Source organism: Rhizobium sp. BK112, assembly GCF_014193215.1.
GTDB lineage: Bacteria > Pseudomonadota > Alphaproteobacteria > Rhizobiales > Rhizobiaceae > Rhizobium > Rhizobium anhuiense.
The window spans coordinates 220,180-239,170 of the sequence record NZ_JACHYZ010000003.1; the positions used below are offsets into that span (position 1 = coordinate 220,180).

Here is an 18,991-nt window from a genome sequence, read left to right on the forward strand (position 1 = left end):
GCAATAGCGTAAATGCGCCTACTGGCTAGTCCTTGACGTCACGGCCACCCGCAGGAGGCGCATGAATAGTTTCGTGTCGTCCGCAAGGCTGGAGCCGTCAACTCGCGCGTGTTTGATCCCATCCATTGCAGCCACAATGATATCGGCCAGTTGCGCGGGCGGGGCCTGCAGCGGTTCAAGTTCGATCTCATCGCTCTCCACGGCGGCTATCAAGGTCTGTGTCAGCATGCTTAATAGCTTAGTCCGCGCCTCGAGCGTGATATCCGCAGCCAAGGCCATATTGGCAGCAAACAGTTCTTCCGGATCGGCACTACCGCCAAAGGGGGCGATCAACTCCCGCTGAAAGACCGATATGGCCATTTCTATTCGATCAATTGCCCTCCCCTTGCCCTCCAGAACTGCTGCCACTTCATTCAGTGTCCGGGTATGCGCTCGCATTGAGCCGGCCCGAAACAACTCTTCTTTGCTGCTGAAGCTCAGGTAGAGCGAGGCGCGCGAGATTCTCGCAGCGCGCGCAATGTCCGCCATCGAGGTTTTTCGAAAGCCAAAGCGCACAAACACCGGCAAGGCGGCGTCCAAAATCTGCGTTATTTTTTGCTCGGCTTGCATCATGTGGGCATATTGACACTTTTGGTCCATGCTGTCAAAAGGACGATTAGACAAATATAGTATATGTGTCTAATTTGGTTGAGCCGCCCAGACGTGGTCACAAGGAGCTTCGATGAACACAGCGACGGACGACCCCACAACTGTAACGGTCTTGGTGACGGGCATTGGAGGGTTCCTCGCCGGGCACATCGGCTTGCAGTTGCTTGATCAAGGATATCGGGTTCGAGGCAGCCTTCGTCGCCTTGACAAGAGCGATGCCGTACAAAGCCAGTTTCGCGCGCAAATTCACAAGGATGCTCTTGAGCGCCTCAGCTTCGTTCAGGCTGATCTTGACAGCGACGATGGCTGGACTGCGGCTGTCGAAGGATGCAGCTATGTCATTCATACGGCGTCACCTTTCCCCCCGGGGTTTCCTGAAAATGAGGATGCGCTTATCCAGACAGCCCGTGACGGTGCGTTGCGGGTACTCCATGCGGCGCACCGCGCGCGCGTTAAGCGTGTGGTACTCACCTCCTCCATAGCCGCCACCAACCATGGCGACGGGAAGGCGCCTTTCACCGAAAAAAACTGGACAGACCCGGAAGGCCAACGGGCGACGCCCTACTACAAGTCGAAGACCCTGACCGAGCGGGCTGCCTGGATTTTTGCGCATGAGGTTGGCCTCGATCTGGCGGTCATCAACCCGAGCATGATTCTTGGGCCGTTACTCAGCGCGAATTTCGGGACGTCCGTGGGCCTGATCCATCATCTGATGACGGGACAATTCGAGGGCATTCCACGCTTCGGCTTCTCTGTAGTGGATGTGCGCGATGTCGCAGACGCTCACATTCGAGCGATGACCCATCCCGTGGCCAAGAGCCAACGTTTCATCGTCGGGGGCCGATTTTTCTGGCTCAGAGATTTGGTGGCCGTTCTTGCGGCTTCTTTCCCTGAGTACGCCGCCCGGCTTCCGTCAGGCGAAGTTCCCGATGAGGTCGTCAAGGCCATGGCGCAGTCGGACCCCAATGCCCGAATTATCGTTCACGAACTCAATCGAGATCTGAGTGTTAGCGCAGAAAAAGCCCAGCGTGTCCTGAACTGGCGCTCGCGCCCGGAGGAGGATGCCATACGCGCCAGCGCCCAAAGCCTCATCGACCTGGGATTGGTCCGCCGTCGGGGGGAACCGGCAATGTGATCACTATGCTCTGAAGCATTTCTACCGCGCATAGCGGTCGCCCGGTGAGGGATCGAGCGATCTCTCGTTTTCAAATGGAGAACACGCATGACAGTCTCGTTCGCCGACGCCCTTTCCACAACCAATGACGCCGACCTTCTCCGCGAAACTGAACGCGCCAGACTGCGCGCACTCGTTAGCGCGGATATTGTTCGGGCAAGACAGCTTCATGCTCCAGACTTTCAATTGATAACGCCGATCGGCGCAGCGCTTTCAAAAGACGAATACCTGGGTGCGATTGCCTCCGGACAAATCAGGTATTTGACGTGGGAGCCCGCCGAGATCGATGTGCGCCTATACGGCAGTGGGGCGGTCATTCGATATCGCGCCCAACTGGAAGTTATCTTCAGCGGCCACAAAGTCCCCCTCCATGATTATTGGCACACCGATGTCTATGAGCGTCGCGACGGGCAATGGATGGTCGTCTGGTCACAGGCGACCAGCGTCAGATAGCGGGAAGTCTTGCTGGCTGTGGCGAACGCTTTCCATGGATCGAGGCACAACTGTTCAAAGGACACCAACGGTGCGGGCGGGCCGGCTCTCAATAGAGGATGCCAACCGACGGCGGCCGAGGTGCCGCCATCAGTAAAAGAGGTCCGTCCAGGCACCACCTACAAAGACCGTTGATGTTGGCAGCCGATCGTTGGCAGGGGGCATTGCTGCAACTGTCCCAAGTCTGTGAATGACCGCTTCTGAATGTGGGGCGATCATTCCTGGACGTCTTACTTAGGTAGGAGCCGGCCACTCAAATGTCGCAAAAATCCCAGGCTTCGCGATAAAGTTGCCACCGTCTTGGCCCGGAGCCTATTTCTTCGAGGCCTCGTAGAGCGCCTTGGTTTCGGCGTTCATCGGATAGAGGCCGGGCAGCGGCACGCCTTCATCGATCCTGGTCATGATCCAGGCTTCCATCCGCTCCTGTTCCGGCGCTTCATCAAGCACGGCGTCGAGCATATCGGCCGGGATTAGCACCGCGCCGTCCTGGTCGACGACGATGATGTCGTCGGGAAAGACCGCCACGCCGCCGCAGCCGATCGGCTGCTGCCAGGCGACGAAGGTCAGACCGGCGACCGAAGGGGGGGCTGCGACGCCGCGGCACCAGACCGGCAGGCCGGTGTCGAGCACGCCGGCAAGGTCGCGCACCACGCCGTCGGTGACGAGTGCGGCAACGCCTCTCTTCTGCATGCGGGCGCAGAGGATATCGCCGAAGATGCCGGCCTCGGTGACTCCCATCGCATCGACGATGGCGACGCAGCCTTCCGGCATCGCCTCGATCGCAGCGCGCGTCGAAATCGGCGAGGCCCAGGATGCCGGCGTCGCGAGATCCTCGCGGGCCGGTACGAAGCGTAGCGTGAAGGCCGGACCGACGATGCGCGGCTGGCCGGGCTTGAGGGGAGTGGCGCCGCGGATCCAGACGTTTCGCAGGCCCTTCCTCAGAAGAACGGTCGTCAGTGTCGCGGTCGAAACGGTCTTGAGGGTTGCTATCGCTTCAGCGCTAAGGGCCATCGGTTGTCAGTTCCAATTGGGTTTCTGTCAGATACTCTGGATCATGCCGCCATCGACGCGGATCACCGATCCGGTGAGATAGGAAGCAGGCTCGCTCGCCAGGAAGGTGACGACATTGCCATATTCTTCCGGCCGGCCATAGCGGCCGAGCGGAATCTTGCCGGTGCTCTCAGTGACGATGTCGTCGATGGAACGGTTTTCGCGTTTGGCCTTCTGCTCGTCGAGGAAGGTGATGCGGCCGGTGGCGATCCGGCCCGGCAGGACGATATTGACGGTGATGCCGTCGCGCCCGACCTCGCGCGCCAGTGTTTTCGACCAGCCGACCAAAGACAGGCGCAATGCATTCGAGATGCCGAGATTGGGAATCGGCGCGACCACGCCCGACGAGGTCGAGGTGACGATGCGCCCCCATTTGCGCGCCCGCATCTGCGGCAACACGCGATCGGTAATGGCGATGACGGAGAGCACCATGCTCTGGAAATACTGGTTCCAGAGCATCGGATCCTGGCCGGAGACGGTGGTCGGCGGCGGGCCGCCGGTATTGTTGACGAGGACATCGACCGGTCCGAACTGGCGCTCGATTGCAGCGACATGCGCATCGATCGAACCGAGATCGGAAAGGTCCCATTGCAGCGCCAACGCCTTGCCGCCTTCGGATTCGATCGCAGCCGTGGTCTTCTCAGCGGCGGCGAGATCGATATCCGCCGCGGCAATTCTGGCGCCTTCACGCGCAAGTTTGACGGCAATCGCGCTGCCCAGTCCGCCGCCGGCGCCAAGCACCAGGGCCGTCTTGTCCTTCAGGCCGAAATCCATTTCATCTCCTCATATGGTCGGGCCATCTTTCGAAGCAATGGATCGTAAATAAAATATGGCTTCTGCTTCGTTCAAGAGATAGAAAAACTATCGATGGACACACGCTTTCTCGAAACCTTCATTATCGTTGCCGAGCGGCACTCGCTGGCGGAGGCGGCGCAGCGGCTGAACCTCACGCCTGCGGCCGTCGCCCAGCGCATCCGCGCATTGGAGGCCGAGCTCGGGGTGCGGCTGCTGGTGCGTTCCGGTCGCGTCATGCGGCCGACGGAGGCGGGTTTTGCCATTCTCGAACGTTGCAGGGAGCTGGTGCGCGATACACGAGACCTGAAGGCGATGGCCGGCACCGCGACGATTTCGGGCGAGATGCGGATCGGGGCGATCAATACGGCGCTGACCGGTCTCGTTCCCGACATTCTCCACCGCCTCGCCCAGGATTACCCGCTGATCGAGATCTTCCTCAAGCCGGGCTCTTCGATGGACCTCTATGCCGAGGTTCTGAACGGCGCGCTGGACGCGGCCTTCATCATCGAACCGCGATTTCCGATGCAGAAGACGCTGACCTTCAACAAGCTGCGCCAGGAACCCCTGGTGCTGATCGCTCCGCCGGACTGTAAGGGGGTGGATCCGCTCGAATTGTTGAAGACCCTGCCCTTCATCCGCTACGACCGCAACCAATGGGGCGGTCACATCGCCGATGAATATCTGCGCGAGATCGGCATCCATCCGGTCGAGCGTTACGAACTCGACGCGCTGGAGGCGATCGCGGTGATGGTAGACCGCGGTCTCGGGATCTCGATCGTGCCGGATTGGGCGCCGCCCTGGCCGGCTGGCCTTGTCCTCAAGCTGCCCCTGCCCCGCTCGTCCGCTATGCGCACCGTCGGCATCGTGGCGACGCGATCCTCGCCACGGGCAAATCTCGTCGCCGCGCTTCTGGAGACCAGCCGCGCGGCGATGGGAGCCTGATCAATTTCAGGCGATCTTCTGACGAACCGGCAGTTTCCAGCCGGGCCGGACGAAATGGCAGGTATAACCGTTCGGAATCCGCTCCAGATAATCCTGATGCTCGGGTTCGGCCTCCCAGAAATCGCTGACCGGCACGACTTCGGTGACGACCTTGCCGGGCCACAGGCCTGAGGCGTCGACATCGGCGATCGTATCCTTGGCGACGCGCTCCTGCTCGGGGGTGACGTAGAAGATCGCCGAGCGGTAGCTCAAGCCAACATCGTTGCCCTGGCGGTTGCGCGTGCTCGGGTCGTGGATCTGGAAGAAGAATTCGAGGATTTCCCGATAGCTGATCCTTGAGGCGTCGAAGATGATCTCGATCGCCTCAGCATGGGTTCCGTGGTTGCGGTAGGTGGCATTCGGCACATCGCCGCCGGTATAGCCGACGCGGGTCGAAATCACGCCCTTGTATCGGCGGATCAGGTCCTGCATGCCCCAGAAGCAACCGCCGGCGAGGACTGCACGTTCTTCGGTCATTGGATATCTCCTTGTTTGCCGAGAGATAGTGTTTCCCGCCGAAGATTTCCATACGGCGGAATTCAGCACAGCTGTGCAATTTCCCTCAGATACGCCCGATCTGTCATGTCGATGTTACGCGCCGGCGCTAGCAAGGCCTTGAACATTCCTGCGGAGGCTGAGCCTCGACACCTGATGGAGACGGGTTATGAATAGACGCGAATTTCTGATCACATCATCAGCTGCAGCCGGTCTGCTGGCTCTTCCGCGTTTCGCATCGGCCGCGGCCGGCACGATCGATCTCTACAGCGGTTCGGATGCCAATATCGTCGACCTCTGGAACAACACCATCCGCCCCGCCTTCGAAAAGGCGCATCCAGGCGTTGCCCTGAAGGTGACCGATGCCGGCGACAATAACGGTTTGCGCGCCATCGCCGACCGTGCGCTCGCCGCACTGAAGACGAAGACCGATCCGCAGGCCGACCTGTTCGAGGTGTTCGATCCGCGCCTGCCATCCGGCGGCATCGATGCCGGCCTCTGGGTCAAGTTCTCCGCCGAGAATATCGAAGGCTACGACCATATCAATCCGCTTGCCTTCGATACCCCTTACTCGCTTCCCTACCGCGGTTCGCAGGTGCTTCTCGCCTACGACACCACCAAGCTCGATCCGAAGGATGCACCGAAGAGCTGGGAGCAGCTCACCGCATGGATCAAGGCCAATCCCGGCCAGTTCATCTACAACCGTCCGGACAAGGGCGGCTCGGGCGGCAACTTCGTCCGCCGGGCGATCCATGAGGCCAATGGCCGCGATCCGAAGAAGTTCAAGATCGACAATTTCACCGCCGACTTCGCCACGGAAGCGCTGACGCCGGCCTGGAAGATCCTCAACGACCTCGAGCCCGCGCTCTACGACAAGGGCGCCTATACCGCCGGCAACACCCAGTCGATCCAGCTGCTCGCCCAGGGCGTCGTCACCATGGTGCCGGTCTGGTCCGACCAGGTGCTGCAGGCGATCTCCCAGGGCGTGCTGCCGGAGACGACCGGCCTCGTGCAGCTTTCCGATCTCGCCCTTTGCGGCGGCTTTTCCGGCATCACCGTATTCTCGAATGGCGCCAACAAGGATGCGGCGCTGAAGCTGGCCGCCTTCATGCTGACGAAGGAAATGCAGGAAGCGATCATCACTCAGATCGGCGGCTTCCCCGGCATCTCCTGGGACCATATCTCCGACGATCTCCGCAAGAAATATGCCGACGTCATTCCATCGACCATCCCGACCTTCCCGGGCGGCGACTGGGAAAAGGCAATCGCCGACGGCTGGTACCGCAACGTCGCTCCGGGCATCAGCCGAACCTGATGTCCACCGACACTGCGCCGGCGGTTCCCAGCCGTCACCCGTCCATCACCAGGGGGAGCTCCATCGGGCTCCTCCTCGTCGCCCTACCGGTCTTCCTGCTCGCATGGCTGATCATCTTTCCGATCTTTTCGGCGGTCGTCGGCACGATCTTCGTTCGCGGTCCTGACGGAGCGACAGAAGTCTCGCTTGCCTCCTATCGCTTCTTCTTCACCGACGGCTACAGCCTCGGCAATCTCTGGCTGACGCTTTGGACGACCGCCGTCTGCGGCATCCTGCTTCTGGCGATCGGCCTTCCGATCGCGCTTTACCTTCGCTTCTCGCAAGGGCGTCTTGCCGCCTATGTGCAGGCTCTTGCGATCTTCCCGATGTTCGTGCCGTCGATCATCCTCGCCTATGCGCTGATCCGGACGATCGGGCCGAACGGCACCGTCGACCTGTTGCTGAATTCAGTCGGCCTGCCCAAGCTGCGCACGCCCTATCTGACGCCGTGGGGACCGGTCATCGGCCTCGTCTGGGACAATCTTCCGCTGACGGTGCTGATGCTGACGGCCGGGCTCTCCTCCATCTCGAACAGCGCCGTCGAGGCCGCCCGCGATGTCGGCGCAAGGCCGTTTCGGGTCTTCATCTCGATCATCCTGCCGCGCATGGGCAATTCGCTGCTGGTGACGGCTTCCTTTGCGGTGCTTGGCATCTTTTCCGCCTTCACCCTACCCTATGTGCTCGGCTCGGCATCGCCGGAGATGATGGGGCCGTTCATGCAGCGCACCTTCGCCGATATGAACGACCCGCTTGATGCCATGACCCAGGCCGTCATCACATTCGCCTTCTGCCTGGTTTTCGGCATTTTCTACATCCGGTCGATCGCCCGCAACCGCGAGGCCCAGCTATGACGACCGGCAGATCGAGCATGGATCTTCGCTTCGACTGGATCGGCTTGCTCTTCGCGTGCCTGCTGACACTGTTCATCGCGCTGCCGTTGATCGTGGTCGGCACATGGGCCTTCACCGAAGTCTGGCGTTATCCCTCGGTCATCCCGCAGCAGTTCGGCCTGCGTTTCTGGGGGCAGACGCTGGCGCGGGGGGATGTCTGGGACGCGCTCTTCCTCAGCCTGCGGCTGACGACGACGGTGACCATTCTCTCCGCCGTCATCTGCCTTCCCGCGGCCTACGCCTTCGCGCGCATGCGTTTTCCCGGCAGGAACATTCTGTTTCTGTCGTTCCTCGCATCGCATGCCTTTCCAAAATTCGGCCTGCTCGTCGCTATTGCCGGCATCTTCCTGCAGTTCGGCCTGATCAGCACCTTCTGGGGCGTCGTGCTGATCCAACTCGTCGGCACGCTGATGCTGATGATCTGGATCCCGGTCGCTGCTTTCCAGAATGTCGACCGGCGCATGGAAGAGGCGGCGCGCGATGCCGGCGCCACACCGCTGCGCGTCTTCTGGTCGATCACCCTGCCGCAGGCGGCACCGACGATATCAGCGGCGCTGCTTTTGACCTTCGTCGGCACCTTCTACGAGACCGAAGGCGCCTGGTTGATCGGCGCGCCGGAGATTCGCACCATGCCGGTGCTGATGATCAGCTTCATCAACAACCAGATCGTCGTGCAATACGGCGCCGTGCTCTCGGTCATGCTGTGGGTGCCGTCCTTCATCGCGCTGATGTTTGCACGCCGCGTGATCGGCACCGGCGCCTTTGCGAGAGGTTTCGGCGCATGAAATACCACGCGTCAGTCCAGGGAAGGGTTTGAGAATGGCACATCTGGCGATCGAGGGCGTTTCGAAACTGTTCGGGACCAGTTTTGCCGTTCGCGACTTCTCGCTCGAAGTCGGCGACGGCGAACTCGTCTGCCTGCTCGGCCCATCCGGCTCCGGCAAGTCGACGCTGCTCAGAATGATCGGCGGCTTCGAGCGCCCAAGCGGCGGGACGATCCGCATCGACGCGAAGGATGTGACGACGCTGCCGCCCGAGCGGCGCCCGACCGGCATGGTGTTCCAGAGCCATGCGCTCTGGACGCATATGGATGTCTTCAACAATATCGCCTTCGGCCTGAAGCTGCGCCGGCTGCCGAAGGCGGAAATCCGCGAGCGTGTCGAGAGCGCATTGGCGCTGGTCGGCCTTGCCGATTACAGCAGGCGGATGACGACGCAATTGTCCGGCGGCCAGCAGCAGCGTGTCGCCCTTGCCCGCTCGCTGGTGCTCGAGCCGAAGATCCTTTTGCTCGACGAGCCCTTCGCCAGCCTTGACCAGCACTTACGCGAAAGGCTGCGGGAGGAGGTGCGAGATATCCAGCAGCGCCTCGGCATCACCACGCTCTTCGTCACCCACGGCCAAGATGAAGCCTTGGCGCTCGCCGACCGCATCGTCGTCATGCGCGATGGGCGCACCGAACAGATTGCGCCGCCGAGCAACATCTACCGGCAGCCCCAGACCGCTTTCGTCGCCGGCTTCATCGGCTCGATGAATTTCGTCCAGGGGCGCACCAGAAATGGGGTCTGCGAACATCCGCTCTTCCCGCTTGCAATCCCCATCGAGGATGGGCCGGTGACGCTGGCAGCCCGCCCGGAAGCGTTGACGATCCGTCCCTCGGATCGGGCGGAGGCCGCGACTGTCCATCGCATCGTCGATTTCGGCACCCACAAGATGGTCGATGTCGATCTTGCCGACGGCACCCGCCTGAAGGCGATGGTGGCGCCGGACGATCGGATCCGGGCCGGGATGAGGGTCGAACCGCGCCTCGCCAGCTTTTTTGTCTTCCGCGACAATGAACTTGCCCATCAGTCGATGCCGGCCGCCGCCAAAGCCGAGATCGAGGCGCTCCAGCGGGTTTGAACCGCTGGAATACGCAGGTTCACGCCTTGCTCTGGAAACCTTCCAGTAGCCAGGGGTGCAGCGCCTTGCTGGCAGCCAGTATATCGCCTCGCCCGTCGATTTCGGTCCCGGAAAACCGGGTGACGATGCCGCCCGCCTCTTCGACCAGCAGCGCTGACGCGCCGAAATCATGGATCGCGAGCCCGTCTTCGAAGAACCCGTCCAGACGGCCGCAGGCGACATAGGCGATCGACAGCGCCGCCGAGCCGAGGCGGCGCACGCCTGCCGTGTTGGCCATCAGGCGTTTGATGGCGTCGAAATAGGTGTCTTCGGCAACCGCCTTGACCTGGCCGGGGATCGGCAGGCCGGCGCCGACAAGCACGTTCTCGATGTCGCCGACATTGGCGCAGCGGATGCGTTCGCCGTTGAGATAGGCGCCGCCGCCGATTTCGGCGCTGAAGAGTTCGTCCTGCATGGCGTCATAGACGACGCCCATGACCAGCCTGCCGTTTTCGACGATCGAGATCGTCATGCCGAAATGCGGAATGCCCCAGGCGTAATTGGTGGTGCCGTCGATCGGGTCGATATAGATGATCGGCGTCTCCGGAGCGGCCGTGCGGTTGCCGACGGCTTCCTCGCCCTGGATGGCATAGTCCGGGAAGGCTATCGTCATCTCGTCGACGATGATCCGCTCGACGGCCACATCGATTTCAGTCTGATAGTCGCGCGGCGCCTTGGCGAGCATTTCCTGGGATGTCCGCCGCCGCAACGAGCCGCGGGCGGTTTCGCCCGCCTTCAATGCCGTTTCGGCAAGCACGACGAGGCGGGACGAGGCAGTCGGGGAAAGACGCGCGGAAATTGAGAGTGATGTCATGGGGAATGTCCGGATGTAACGGAGGGAATCGCGAGAAGCCCATCCCTTCGCAGAGGCTGATGATGGTTTTATGAAGCTGCCCGCCATAGCGGGGCGGTTATCTCAGGATCGCTTCAAGCTCGGAAATGGTCGGAAACGCCTTTCTCGTTCCATGCCTTGAGACGGTGATGGCTGCGGCTGCGGCCGCGTGCTCGATGGCCAGCCTGTCCAGCCGCTGATCGCGCAACGCGCAGGATGCCAGGGCTGCGGCCATGAAGGTATCGCCCGCACCCGTCGTATCCACAACATCGCAGGCGCGGGCCGGCACGTCGATGCTGCCGTTCCGGTTCACGAGCGTCGCGCCGTCTCCGCCCAGCGTCAGGACGATTTCACGCAGACCCCGGCCGAGCAGATATTGGGCAGCATCCCCACCTGTCGTTCCCGTCAAAGCCTGTGCCTCACCCTTGTTGAGGAAGGCGATGTCGATGAGGTGCCAGAGATCGGAGAAATAGGAACGCACCGGCGAGGGATTGAAGGCGGTGACCATGCCGATCGCTCTTGCATGTTCGAGGATGTCGCGGGTCGTCTGGTCGGACAGATTGCCCTGCAGCATCATCAGATCGCCGGGACGGGCCGTCGACAGGATCCGCCTGACATGGGAGAGGGACAGGCTCTGCGCCGATTCCGTCGTCGTGACGATGGCATTTTCGCCGCCGGGCAGCCGGAAGATGATCGAGACATCACTCGATACACCGTCCATTTCGATCAGTTCACTCCGAAGCGGCTCGTCGGCGAGGTAATGGCGGATCGTATCGGCCCGCGCATCCCTGCCAATAGGCGCCACCAGCGTTGTCGGAACGCCGCAGCGGGCCATGACAACAGCCTGGTTCGTGCCTTTGCCGCCAAGATCGCTGCCACCGGCATTACCAAGGATGGAGGCACCGATGACGGGAAGTTCGGAAACGGCGATGGTTTCGTCGATGGCGACGTTACCGACTATGTAGGCGCGCATGCATCTGCTTTCGCAAGGTGAAGCTAAAGGTAAGGCGCATCGTGAAAATCGATCTCGAGCTGCATCGCCCGGCCGAAGATCGCGCTGAGCCGCGCTTTTTCATCCTCTTCCAGCGTTTCTCCTGCCATGTCGAGTTCATTCTTCAGCCATTGCGCCTGGGCGGCGAAATTCGGATCGACATGCAGGTCGACCCATTCCTTCAGCAGCAGATCGCCGATCGGGCAATTGGCGGCTTCCTTCGACCAGGTCCAGTACATCCACTCGGCTGCAAACATCGCCGCGACGGTGTCGAGGAAGCCGCCTCGGCGGGCGATCTCCAACATTCCGGCGCGAAAGGCCTCGACCTCGGCGATGCCGGTGTCGAAGGACGAGGGATCGATGCCGCGACTGACGAAGGTGCGTTCGAAATAGCTGATCTGCTCGTTGGCAAGCGCGTCGAGAACCGCGATCAGCCAGCGCTTCTGCGCCATCGTCTTGGCGGTCGCCGCCGCATAGGCAAAGATCGAGATGGCGCTGTCGACGAAGGCGCCTTCATATACGAGGTACCGTTCGAAAGCCTCCCTGCTCAACGTGCCGTTCTTGACGTCTTCGACGAAGCGGTGGTTCAGCATCGCGCGGAAGACGGCATCGTTCTCGCGCAGGATGCGGGCCGAAAGGCTCTCTGCCGCCATGCTCAGCCCTCCAGTCCTGGCTCGGCTGCTGCCCGAAAGGCCCGCACGCGTTCGACGTCGACAGGGTTCCACCAGACGCCGCCGTGCTTCAGCGAAGAGGCGACGATGACGCCATTGGTGCGGCTCAGAATATCGACGATATTGTCCTTGTTGACGCCGGAGCCGACGAGCAGCGGCAGGTGCGTGGCGGCGCCGATCTCCTCGATCTCCTCCATCGTCGCCGAATGGCCGGTTCGCTGGCCGGTGGCGATGACGCCATCGGCATCGAAGAAGGCGAGGTCGCGCGTCAGTTCTTGGATCGAGCGGTCGGCGACGATGGCGTGGCTGCCGTGTTTGACGTGGCTGTCGGCGAAGACCTTGATATGCTCGGCCCTGAGCAGCGAGCGGTAGCGCATGGCTTCGGCCGCCCTTCCCTCCATGAAACCTTCATTGGCGACATAGGCATTGGCCCATTGATTGACGCGGATGAATTTGGCCCCGCCGGCCATCGCGATGGCGAAAGCCGGGATCGGCGCGTTGGCCAGCACGTTGATACCAAGCGGGATGCCGGCCGCGCGCGCGATCCGGTCGGTGACGACGGACATGAAACCCGTCGTCTCAGGGCCTATATCTTCGGGCTTCGAGAACGGCACGTCGCCATGATTTTCGATGATCAGCCCATGCAGGCCGCCTTCCATGCAGGCTTCGGCGTCGCGCATGCACGCGTCGTAGATCGCGTCCATTGCCGCACCCCTGTAGCGGGGGGCGCCCGGAAAGGCCGGGCAATGGATCATGCCGATCAGAACCTTGTCCCTGCCGAAGATGTCCCGGATGGCGTTGGACGGCCTATCTGAAATTTCCTGCATGTCATTCCCTTTCCAATTCGTCCCGCGTGCAGGCATCACGCCTGCCTTTCGGTGAGCCAGCCGAGGATGTTTTTCCAGAGCCGGCCATAACCTTCCCATTCGCAGAAAGCAGGCGACAGCCAGTGCGGGCCGATATCCGAGGTCCAGGCGGCCGTCCGCCCAGCACCATGCGTGCCGAGGACGAGCAGCGGATGGCCGCCCTGATCGTCAGGCAGGCGTGCAACGATCTCGACATCGGCCCGGTCGCGCACTTCGACCTCGTTGACGCCGAGAAGCACCGGCCAGGCGCCTTCGAGACCCCGCATCGTCGGATGCTCAGGCTTCACCACTTCGGCGACGGTTCCCTCGGGGATTTCGACGCGGTCGTCGTAAGGCAGGCACGTGACGGGCAGCGTGTCTTCGACCGGGGTACGCCGCCAGCGTGCCTTGCCGTCGATGCCCTGGAAGGAGAAATAGCCGCCGACCATCAGCAGGCCGCCGCCCTTCTCCACCCAGGCCTTCAGAAGTTTCAGCCGGTTCGGCACGGTGCGTGAGTGCAGCCACACGTCCGGCGGCAGCAGCAGCGAATTGGCGCCGATATCGGAGAGGATGATGGCGTCATAGGCGTCGAGCCCGGTCATCTCGAAAGGGAATTTCTCCACCGCCTCGTGCGCCGGCATATAGGTGAGCTCGAAGGCGCTGCCGGCGAGTGCCTTGACCAGCGGTTCGGCGCCGAGATGGAAGGTGACGCTGCCGAACTGATCGAAGCCTTTGTAGTGCGTGGCGGAGCTGACCCAGCTCTCGCCGACAAGGAGGATTTTTTTTGTCATGGTCTGCCGTACCTGTGATCGATTGAATTGGTGGAGCTAGGCTCCGGCACAAAAGACGCGGCGCGGATTGCTGCGCATCATCTCGTCGAGAACCGTCCTGTCGATGCCGTGGCGCTGAAGACGGGGAAGGAAGTGGCGAAGGATGTAGGCGTAGCCGTTGCCGCCGTAATGCGTCAGCATCATCTTCAGAAAGACGTCGTGCGACAGCAAAATCCGGTCGAGATAACCAGCCTCGATGAGACGCACGATCGCGCGCGCCGCCTGCTCGTCGCTCGGGCATTGCACCTGCTGGTCGGCATAGAAGAAATCCATGCCGATCATGTCGTATTCGATGAAGGAGCCGCGCTCCGCCAGCTCGCTCTGATAGGCGATGTCGTCATGCGACGGGTTCATGTGGCAAAGCACGGTGTGGCGGAGATTTGCCCCTTCTTCGGCGACCACGTCGAGAACGCGATGGCCGAGACGGAACCAGCCCGGCAGATGCACCATCAGGGGAAGTCCGGTCAGCACCTGCGCCCGCGCCGCGCCGCGCAGCGATTTCTCTTCCTCGGCGGTGAAATCCGAGGAGACGCCGATCTCGCCGATCAGGCCGATCCTGACGTCGGTGCCGTCGACGCCTTCCCTCGCCTCGCGAACAATTTCCCGCGCGATGTCATCGACCCCCATTGCCGCGACGCCTTCCGGATGCGAGGAACCGAGGTAATAACCCGCCCCCATCACGATGTTCAGACCGGATGCTTTCGAGATGCGCCGCAGCGCCAGCGGATTGCGGCCGATGCCCTTGCAGGTCGGCTCCACCACCGTGCGGCCGCCGGCTGTTGCGAAATCCTGGAGTTCGGAGATCGCCAGATGTTCGTCGTCGAGCGTGATATTGTGCTTGTTGACGAAGGGATCTTGCCGGAGTTCGCCTAGGATCTCCATGCAGACGAAGCTTTCGGCGAGATATTGACGCTCCGGGGTCTTCGGCGCATGCCACCAGCAGCGGCAGTCGTTGAGGATATGCTCGTGCATCAGTGTCACGCCGAGCGCATCGGCCGAAACGGGGCCGGTGACGGTCATCACCTTGCCGGATCGGATATGCGCTTCGGAGAGGCTCTCAGCTGTCTGCTCGCTCATCGCCTCATCCTTTCCTGCGCATTCCGAAATGGAAATTGGCCGTGAAGATGCGCGTGTTCAGCCAGATGGCGACGAGGATGATGGCACCGGTAACGATCTGGGTGAAGAACGGCGATATGTGCATCAGGATCAGGCCGTTGCCGATGACGGCGATGGTCAGCGTGCCGAGTACGGTGCCGAGGATGGTGCCGCGTCCGCCCATCAGTGACGTTCCGCCGAGCACCACGGCAGCGATCACCTGCAGCTCGAAGCCGACAGCGGCATTGGACGAGCCGGAACCGAGCCGGGCGGCGATCAGCAGGCCGGCGACCGCGCAGGCGACGCCGGAGATGATATAGACCGAGGCGATGATCCATTTGGCGGGCATGCCGACACGCCGCGCCGCTTCCATGTTGGAGCCGACCGCCACGACCTGCCGGCCATATTTGGTCGCGGTGATGACGACATAGCCGAGAATGGCGATGATGACGGCGATGATCGCCGGAATCGGGAAGCTGAGGATCTCGCCCCGGCCGAGCGCGAAGAAGCCCGGCGCATCCTTGATCGGGATGGAATAGCCCTGGGTCAGATAGAGCGCCAGGCCGCGCAGGATCGAGAGGCCCGCGAGTGTCACGATGAAGGCGGGAATGCCCTGATAGGCGGTGAACCAGCCCTGGACCAGCCCCATGAAGGCGCCGAGCACGAGCATGCCGATGACGACGGATGGCCAGGGTACCCCCATCGCCATGATGATCGCCGCGACCGCATTGACGAGGGCGACCTGCGAGCCGACCGAGAGATCGATGCCGCCGGTGATGATGACGAAGGTCATGGCGATGGCGACGATCAGGATGGGTGCCGCCTGCCGCACGATGTTCAGGATGTTGCCGAGCGTGAAGAAGGTTTCACTGCCGATCGAGAAGAAGATCATGCAGGCCAGGAAGAAGATGGCGATCGACAGGACCTGCGCATGTTCGCCGAAGAAATCGGCGACGCGCGAACCATGGCCGCGTTCCGTATAAGCCGTCATTGCCTGGCTCCTTCACCGACGATCAAATGAACGAGATCCTCAAGGTTGGTGCTGCCGATCTGCCGTTCAGCCACCTTCGTGCCCTCGTACATCACCGCAATGCGGTCGCAGACCCGGAAGAGGTCCTGCAGCCGGTGGGTGATGAGGATCACCGAGACCCCATTCGCCTTGACGCGGTTGATCAGGGCCAGAACCGCCTCGACCTCGGCGACGGCAAGCGCTGACGTCGGCTCGTCCATGATCAGCACCTTCGGCTTGAAGGAGGCGGCGCGTGCGATGGCGATCGCCTGACGCTGTCCGCCGGAGAGCTGGGCGACCTTGCCGGTCAGTCTCGGGATACGGATCTCAAGCGAATCCAGCATCTTGCGGGCTTCCGACAGCATCGTCCTGGTGTCGAGAAACGGACCGCGGCTGAGCTCGCGGCCGAGGAAGAGATTGCCGACGACATCGATATGATCGCAGAGGCTGAGATCCTGGAACACCATTTCGATGTTTCTGCCGCGCGCATCCGCGGGACCGGAGAAGCGAACCTCCTCGCCTTCCATGGTGATGGTGCCGGCATCGGGAATGTAGGTTCCCGAGATGATTTTCGTCAGCGTCGACTTGCCGGCGGCGTTATCGCCGACAAGCCCCAGGCATTCGCCGGGGAAGATGTCGAGATCGACGCCGCGCAGGGCCTGGTGCGAACCGAAGGACTTGCGGATGCCGCGCAGCGAAATGCGCGGGTCGGATCGGGGGCCGCCGGATGTTCCGGTTCCGGAGGATGCGACCCCTCCGGAACCGGCGGCAGCGATGTCACGCTGTCCGCTTTCGATCATTTGAAGACGGCCCGATACGGCTCGACATTCTCCTTGGTCACGATGGTGATCGGCACCGAGATCGTCTTGGTGACGGCTTCGCCGGCCGAAGCCTTGACGAGCGCGTCGACGGCGGCACCGCCCATTGCCGCCGGATCCTGCTGGACGACCGCGACAACGAAGCCGGCATCGATGCCGGCAATGGCTTCGGCAGTCAGATCCCAGCCGAATACCTTGATCTTGTCCTGCTTGCCCTGGCTCTGGACGGCGGCGATCGCTCCCATCAGGGCCGGTTCGCCAGTGGCGTAGATCGCGGTCAGGTCAGGATTGGCAGTGATCAGGTTTTCGGCCGCCGCAAGAGCGTTGTCCTGGATATTCTGGCCGTCGACGACGCCGGCCATTTCGATGCCGTCGACGCCTTTCAGGGTCTTCTCGAAGCCCTCCTGGCGGATGTTCTGGATGAAGGAGTTCAGCGCGCCGACGACGCCGAGCTTGGCCTTGCCGCCCATGTTCGCCTTGACGTAGTCGAGGAAGTATTTGCCCATGTCGGCGCCGGCTGCGGCATTGTCCACACCGATCTGCGCCTTCTGCGGACCATCAGGCAGGATGGCGTCGATGGCGACGACCGGAATGCCGGCATCGGCGGCCTGCTTGACCGCCGGCATGATGCCGTTGACGTCGATCGCCACGACGGCAAGGCCGGAGACCTTTTCCTGGACGTAGGTTTCGATGGCGCTGTTCTGCGCTGTTGTCTCGTTGTTGGCGTTGAAGATCACCAGTTTGACGCCGGCGGCGTCGGCCGCCTTCTGGGCGCCCTCATTCATCTGATTGAAGAAAAGCGCCTGCTGGTTGATCTGCACCAATGCGATGGTCTTCTTTTCCTGTGCCGCGGCGCTGGACAGGCCGATAAAGGTCAATGCCGTGAAGCTGGCGGCTGCGATCATCGTTCGTCTTGTCAAATTCAATGTCATGTTCTCATCCTCTTTTGGTTTTTTGACGTTGCTGATTGTTATTTCGCAGGCGGCGCAACGGAGTTCCGCACCACGATTTCGACAGGCACCAGTTCCTCGGAAGCGGATGGTTTCCACTCGTGCCAATTGGTTTCCAGAAGCAGCTCCAGCGACCGCCGGCCGATCTGGCGCACCGGCTGGCGGATGGCCGTCAGCGGTGGCGCAAAGAGATGAAGCGGGCCGACATCGTCGAAGCCGATGACCGAGATGTCATCAGGGATCGAGACGCCCTGGCTTCTGAAGACCTCGACCAGCCCGATGGCGATCTCGTCGGAGCTGGCGAAGATCGCCGTCGCTTTTCGGTCTCCCGAGAGATAGTCGAGCGCCGCCGCCCGGCCGTATTCGATCGTATATTCGCCGGCATAGCGGTCGGCTCTGGCCTCGCCGCCATGCCGCTCCTTGAGCGCCTTCAGCAGGCCGCCATACCGCCTGCGGGCGCTGATCATGCGCTCGTCGCCGCCAATGAAGAGGACATGGCGATGACCCTGCTCGGCCAGATGCAGGCCGGCGAGATAACCGCCCTGCTCGTTGTCGCAGAACAGCTTCGGCGCCTTCGAATCGGGAATGTCCTCGTCGACGATGATGACCTTGCCGGTGCCGTTGATGAGGGCGGCCAGCGCACCGTCATCCGGATGGTTGGTGATGAAGATCAAGCCGTCGACGTGATTTCTCTCGATCAGCTGCAGATATTCGATCTCGCGTCCCGGCCGATTGAGGGTGGCATGCAGCGAGACGGCGAGTTTCCTTTCATCGGCCGCCTGCTCGACGGCGGCGACAAGGGTCGAGAAGAAGGGATTGGCGATATCGGGCACGACAAGGCCGATCGTGTCGGAGCGGCCCCTGCTTAAGCGGCGCGCATGCGGGTTCGGTCGGTAGTTCAGCGTCTGGATCGCATCCTCGATGCGCTTCTTCGTCTGAAAGGGAAGATCGAGGCTTCCGTTGACGAAACGGGACACCGTGGTGACCGACACGCCGGCGGCGGCCGCAACATCCTTCAAGCTTGGAGTCGTTCCCTTGGCCATTGACTGGACCTATTGTAAAGCGGTTTAGTAAAACGCTTTACAAGACAATATCGAATGTTCGCTGTTGTCAACAGCAATGACTGTGCGGGA

Annotated in this window: 21 protein-coding genes; 7 read left to right on the forward strand and 14 right to left on the reverse strand. The window is 61.9% G+C overall.

The annotated features are described in order from the left end of the window. Positions 1-18: 18 nt before the first annotated feature. Complete coding sequence (locus FHT75_RS10495) at positions 19-612, reverse strand: TetR/AcrR family transcriptional regulator (protein WP_097594772.1); 594 nt, start codon at positions 610-612, stop codon at positions 19-21. Positions 613-721: 109 nt separating this feature from the next. Here FHT75_RS10495 and FHT75_RS10500 point away from each other — a divergent pair, with 109 nt between their 5' ends. Together FHT75_RS10500 and FHT75_RS10505 are read left to right on the forward strand one after the other, a co-directional pair. After that, positions 722-1,783, forward strand: coding sequence for an SDR family oxidoreductase (locus FHT75_RS10500; protein WP_097543994.1), 1,062 nt, complete (start codon positions 722-724; stop codon positions 1,781-1,783). 87 nt (positions 1,784-1,870) lie between these two features. Further along, positions 1,871-2,275 carry a nuclear transport factor 2 family protein gene (locus FHT75_RS10505; protein WP_063476133.1) on the forward strand — a complete coding sequence of 135 codons (405 nt, stop codon included), beginning with the start codon at positions 1,871-1,873 and terminating at the stop codon, positions 2,273-2,275. Between the two features lie 351 nt (positions 2,276-2,626). Here the strand turns inward: FHT75_RS10505 and FHT75_RS10510 are convergent, their stop codons facing one another. Together FHT75_RS10510 and FHT75_RS10515 are read right to left on the reverse strand one after the other, a co-directional pair. Next, the gene (locus FHT75_RS10510) at positions 2,627-3,325 is read right to left on the reverse strand and encodes a ribonuclease activity regulator RraA (protein WP_097594773.1); all 699 of its coding nucleotides are present in this window, start codon (positions 3,323-3,325) and stop codon (positions 2,627-2,629) included. A gap of 27 nt (positions 3,326-3,352) precedes the next feature. Then, a complete protein-coding gene (locus FHT75_RS10515) occupies positions 3,353-4,138 on the reverse strand; it encodes an SDR family oxidoreductase (protein WP_097630946.1) in 786 nt (261 codons plus the stop codon). 93 nt (positions 4,139-4,231) lie between these two features. Between FHT75_RS10515 and FHT75_RS10520 the strand changes: the two genes are divergently transcribed. Next, on the forward strand, positions 4,232-5,101 hold the full coding sequence (locus FHT75_RS10520; RefSeq protein WP_183844814.1) for a LysR family transcriptional regulator: 870 nt from the start codon (positions 4,232-4,234) through the stop codon (positions 5,099-5,101). A 6-nt stretch (positions 5,102-5,107) separates the two neighbouring features. Here FHT75_RS10520 and msrA read toward each other — a convergent pair whose 3' ends face one another. Further along, positions 5,108-5,617 carry a peptide-methionine (S)-S-oxide reductase MsrA gene (gene msrA, locus FHT75_RS10525; protein ID WP_097594775.1) on the reverse strand — a complete coding sequence of 170 codons (510 nt, stop codon included), beginning with the start codon at positions 5,615-5,617 and terminating at the stop codon, positions 5,108-5,110. Between the two features lie 187 nt (positions 5,618-5,804). Between msrA and FHT75_RS10530 the strand changes: the two genes are divergently transcribed. The 4 genes from FHT75_RS10530 to FHT75_RS10545 are packed head-to-tail and all read left to right on the forward strand — an operon-like array spanning position 5,805 to position 9,778. Next, positions 5,805-6,950, forward strand: coding sequence for an extracellular solute-binding protein (locus tag FHT75_RS10530; protein WP_097594776.1), 1,146 nt, complete (start codon positions 5,805-5,807; stop codon positions 6,948-6,950). Beyond that, positions 6,950-7,840 (forward strand): ABC transporter permease, encoded by an 891-nt coding sequence (locus tag FHT75_RS10535; RefSeq protein ID WP_097594777.1) that lies wholly within the window; start codon positions 6,950-6,952, stop codon positions 7,838-7,840. The genes FHT75_RS10530 and FHT75_RS10535 overlap by 1 nt, the downstream gene beginning before the upstream one ends. Continuing rightward, positions 7,837-8,664: an ABC transporter permease gene (locus FHT75_RS10540; RefSeq protein ID WP_097544000.1), complete on the forward strand. Its 828-nt coding sequence runs from the start codon at positions 7,837-7,839 to the stop codon at positions 8,662-8,664. Before FHT75_RS10535 ends, FHT75_RS10540 begins: the two co-directional genes overlap by 4 nt. A gap of 34 nt (positions 8,665-8,698) precedes the next feature. Beyond that, on the forward strand, positions 8,699-9,778 hold the full coding sequence (locus FHT75_RS10545; protein WP_183844813.1) for an ABC transporter ATP-binding protein: 1,080 nt from the start codon (positions 8,699-8,701) through the stop codon (positions 9,776-9,778). A 19-nt stretch (positions 9,779-9,797) separates the two neighbouring features. On the opposite strand, the gene FHT75_RS10550 is transcribed toward FHT75_RS10545, so the two are convergent. The 10 genes from FHT75_RS10550 to FHT75_RS10595 all read right to left on the reverse strand — a co-directional run bounded on the left by FHT75_RS10550 (position 9,798) and on the right by FHT75_RS10595 (position 18,901). Further along, positions 9,798-10,631 (reverse strand): inositol monophosphatase family protein, encoded by an 834-nt coding sequence (locus tag FHT75_RS10550; RefSeq protein ID WP_063476124.1) that lies wholly within the window; start codon positions 10,629-10,631, stop codon positions 9,798-9,800. A gap of 97 nt (positions 10,632-10,728) precedes the next feature. Beyond that, positions 10,729-11,622, reverse strand: coding sequence for a ribokinase (locus tag FHT75_RS10555; protein ID WP_047613152.1), 894 nt, complete (start codon positions 11,620-11,622; stop codon positions 10,729-10,731). Positions 11,623-11,645: 23 nt separating this feature from the next. Then, positions 11,646-12,293: a TenA family protein gene (locus tag FHT75_RS10560; protein WP_097594778.1), complete on the reverse strand. Its 648-nt coding sequence runs from the start codon at positions 12,291-12,293 to the stop codon at positions 11,646-11,648. Between the two features lie 2 nt (positions 12,294-12,295). Then, positions 12,296-13,138 carry a BtpA/SgcQ family protein gene (locus FHT75_RS10565; RefSeq protein ID WP_097594779.1) on the reverse strand — a complete coding sequence of 281 codons (843 nt, stop codon included), beginning with the start codon at positions 13,136-13,138 and terminating at the stop codon, positions 12,296-12,298. 35 nt (positions 13,139-13,173) lie between these two features. Further along, complete coding sequence (locus tag FHT75_RS10570) at positions 13,174-13,947, reverse strand: glutamine amidotransferase (RefSeq protein WP_097594780.1); 774 nt, start codon at positions 13,945-13,947, stop codon at positions 13,174-13,176. A gap of 36 nt (positions 13,948-13,983) precedes the next feature. After that, on the reverse strand, positions 13,984-15,063 hold the full coding sequence (locus tag FHT75_RS10575) for a phosphotriesterase (protein WP_097594781.1): 1,080 nt from the start codon (positions 15,061-15,063) through the stop codon (positions 13,984-13,986). 4 nt (positions 15,064-15,067) lie between these two features. Beyond that, the gene (locus FHT75_RS10580; protein ID WP_097594782.1) at positions 15,068-16,072 is read right to left on the reverse strand and encodes an ABC transporter permease; all 1,005 of its coding nucleotides are present in this window, start codon (positions 16,070-16,072) and stop codon (positions 15,068-15,070) included. After that, positions 16,069-16,890: an ATP-binding cassette domain-containing protein gene (locus FHT75_RS10585; RefSeq protein ID WP_047613142.1), complete on the reverse strand. Its 822-nt coding sequence runs from the start codon at positions 16,888-16,890 to the stop codon at positions 16,069-16,071. The genes FHT75_RS10580 and FHT75_RS10585 overlap by 4 nt, the downstream gene beginning before the upstream one ends. Then, positions 16,887-17,840 carry a substrate-binding domain-containing protein gene (locus tag FHT75_RS10590; protein WP_047613141.1) on the reverse strand — a complete coding sequence of 318 codons (954 nt, stop codon included), beginning with the start codon at positions 17,838-17,840 and terminating at the stop codon, positions 16,887-16,889. Before FHT75_RS10590 ends, FHT75_RS10585 begins: the two co-directional genes overlap by 4 nt. A 38-nt stretch (positions 17,841-17,878) precedes the next feature. Beyond that, positions 17,879-18,901 carry a LacI family DNA-binding transcriptional regulator gene (locus FHT75_RS10595; RefSeq protein WP_097594783.1) on the reverse strand — a complete coding sequence of 341 codons (1,023 nt, stop codon included), beginning with the start codon at positions 18,899-18,901 and terminating at the stop codon, positions 17,879-17,881. Positions 18,902-18,991 lie beyond the last annotated feature (90 nt).

What these genes read in the sequence shown, in the direction of transcription:
- FHT75_RS10495 (WP_097594772.1), bottom strand. Translation starts at nt 612, where the DNA reads ATGATGCAAGCCGAGCAAAAAATAACGCAGATTTTGGACGCCGCCTTG.
- FHT75_RS10500 (WP_097543994.1), top strand. Translation starts at nt 722, where the DNA reads ATGAACACAGCGACGGACGACCCCACAACTGTAACGGTCTTGGTGACG.
- FHT75_RS10505 (WP_063476133.1), top strand. Translation starts at nt 1,871, where the DNA reads ATGACAGTCTCGTTCGCCGACGCCCTTTCCACAACCAATGACGCCGAC.
- FHT75_RS10510 (WP_097594773.1), bottom strand. Translation starts at nt 3,325, where the DNA reads ATGGCCCTTAGCGCTGAAGCGATAGCAACCCTCAAGACCGTTTCGACC.
- FHT75_RS10515 (WP_097630946.1), bottom strand. Translation starts at nt 4,138, where the DNA reads ATGGATTTCGGCCTGAAGGACAAGACGGCCCTGGTGCTTGGCGCCGGC.
- FHT75_RS10520 (WP_183844814.1), top strand. Translation starts at nt 4,232, where the DNA reads ATGGACACACGCTTTCTCGAAACCTTCATTATCGTTGCCGAGCGGCAC.
- msrA (WP_097594775.1), bottom strand. Translation starts at nt 5,617, where the DNA reads ATGACCGAAGAACGTGCAGTCCTCGCCGGCGGTTGCTTCTGGGGCATG.
- FHT75_RS10530 (WP_097594776.1), top strand. Translation starts at nt 5,805, where the DNA reads ATGAATAGACGCGAATTTCTGATCACATCATCAGCTGCAGCCGGTCTG.
- FHT75_RS10535 (WP_097594777.1), top strand. Translation starts at nt 6,950, where the DNA reads ATGTCCACCGACACTGCGCCGGCGGTTCCCAGCCGTCACCCGTCCATC.
- FHT75_RS10540 (WP_097544000.1), top strand. Translation starts at nt 7,837, where the DNA reads ATGACGACCGGCAGATCGAGCATGGATCTTCGCTTCGACTGGATCGGC.
- FHT75_RS10545 (WP_183844813.1), top strand. Translation starts at nt 8,699, where the DNA reads ATGGCACATCTGGCGATCGAGGGCGTTTCGAAACTGTTCGGGACCAGT.
- FHT75_RS10550 (WP_063476124.1), bottom strand. Translation starts at nt 10,631, where the DNA reads ATGACATCACTCTCAATTTCCGCGCGTCTTTCCCCGACTGCCTCGTCC.
- FHT75_RS10555 (WP_047613152.1), bottom strand. Translation starts at nt 11,622, where the DNA reads ATGCGCGCCTACATAGTCGGTAACGTCGCCATCGACGAAACCATCGCC.
- FHT75_RS10560 (WP_097594778.1), bottom strand. Translation starts at nt 12,293, where the DNA reads ATGGCGGCAGAGAGCCTTTCGGCCCGCATCCTGCGCGAGAACGATGCC.
- FHT75_RS10565 (WP_097594779.1), bottom strand. Translation starts at nt 13,138, where the DNA reads ATGCAGGAAATTTCAGATAGGCCGTCCAACGCCATCCGGGACATCTTC.
- FHT75_RS10570 (WP_097594780.1), bottom strand. Translation starts at nt 13,947, where the DNA reads ATGACAAAAAAAATCCTCCTTGTCGGCGAGAGCTGGGTCAGCTCCGCC.
- FHT75_RS10575 (WP_097594781.1), bottom strand. Translation starts at nt 15,063, where the DNA reads ATGAGCGAGCAGACAGCTGAGAGCCTCTCCGAAGCGCATATCCGATCC.
- FHT75_RS10580 (WP_097594782.1), bottom strand. Translation starts at nt 16,072, where the DNA reads ATGACGGCTTATACGGAACGCGGCCATGGTTCGCGCGTCGCCGATTTC.
- FHT75_RS10585 (WP_047613142.1), bottom strand. Translation starts at nt 16,890, where the DNA reads ATGATCGAAAGCGGACAGCGTGACATCGCTGCCGCCGGTTCCGGAGGG.
- FHT75_RS10590 (WP_047613141.1), bottom strand. Translation starts at nt 17,840, where the DNA reads ATGACATTGAATTTGACAAGACGAACGATGATCGCAGCCGCCAGCTTC.
- FHT75_RS10595 (WP_097594783.1), bottom strand. Translation starts at nt 18,901, where the DNA reads ATGGCCAAGGGAACGACTCCAAGCTTGAAGGATGTTGCGGCCGCCGCC.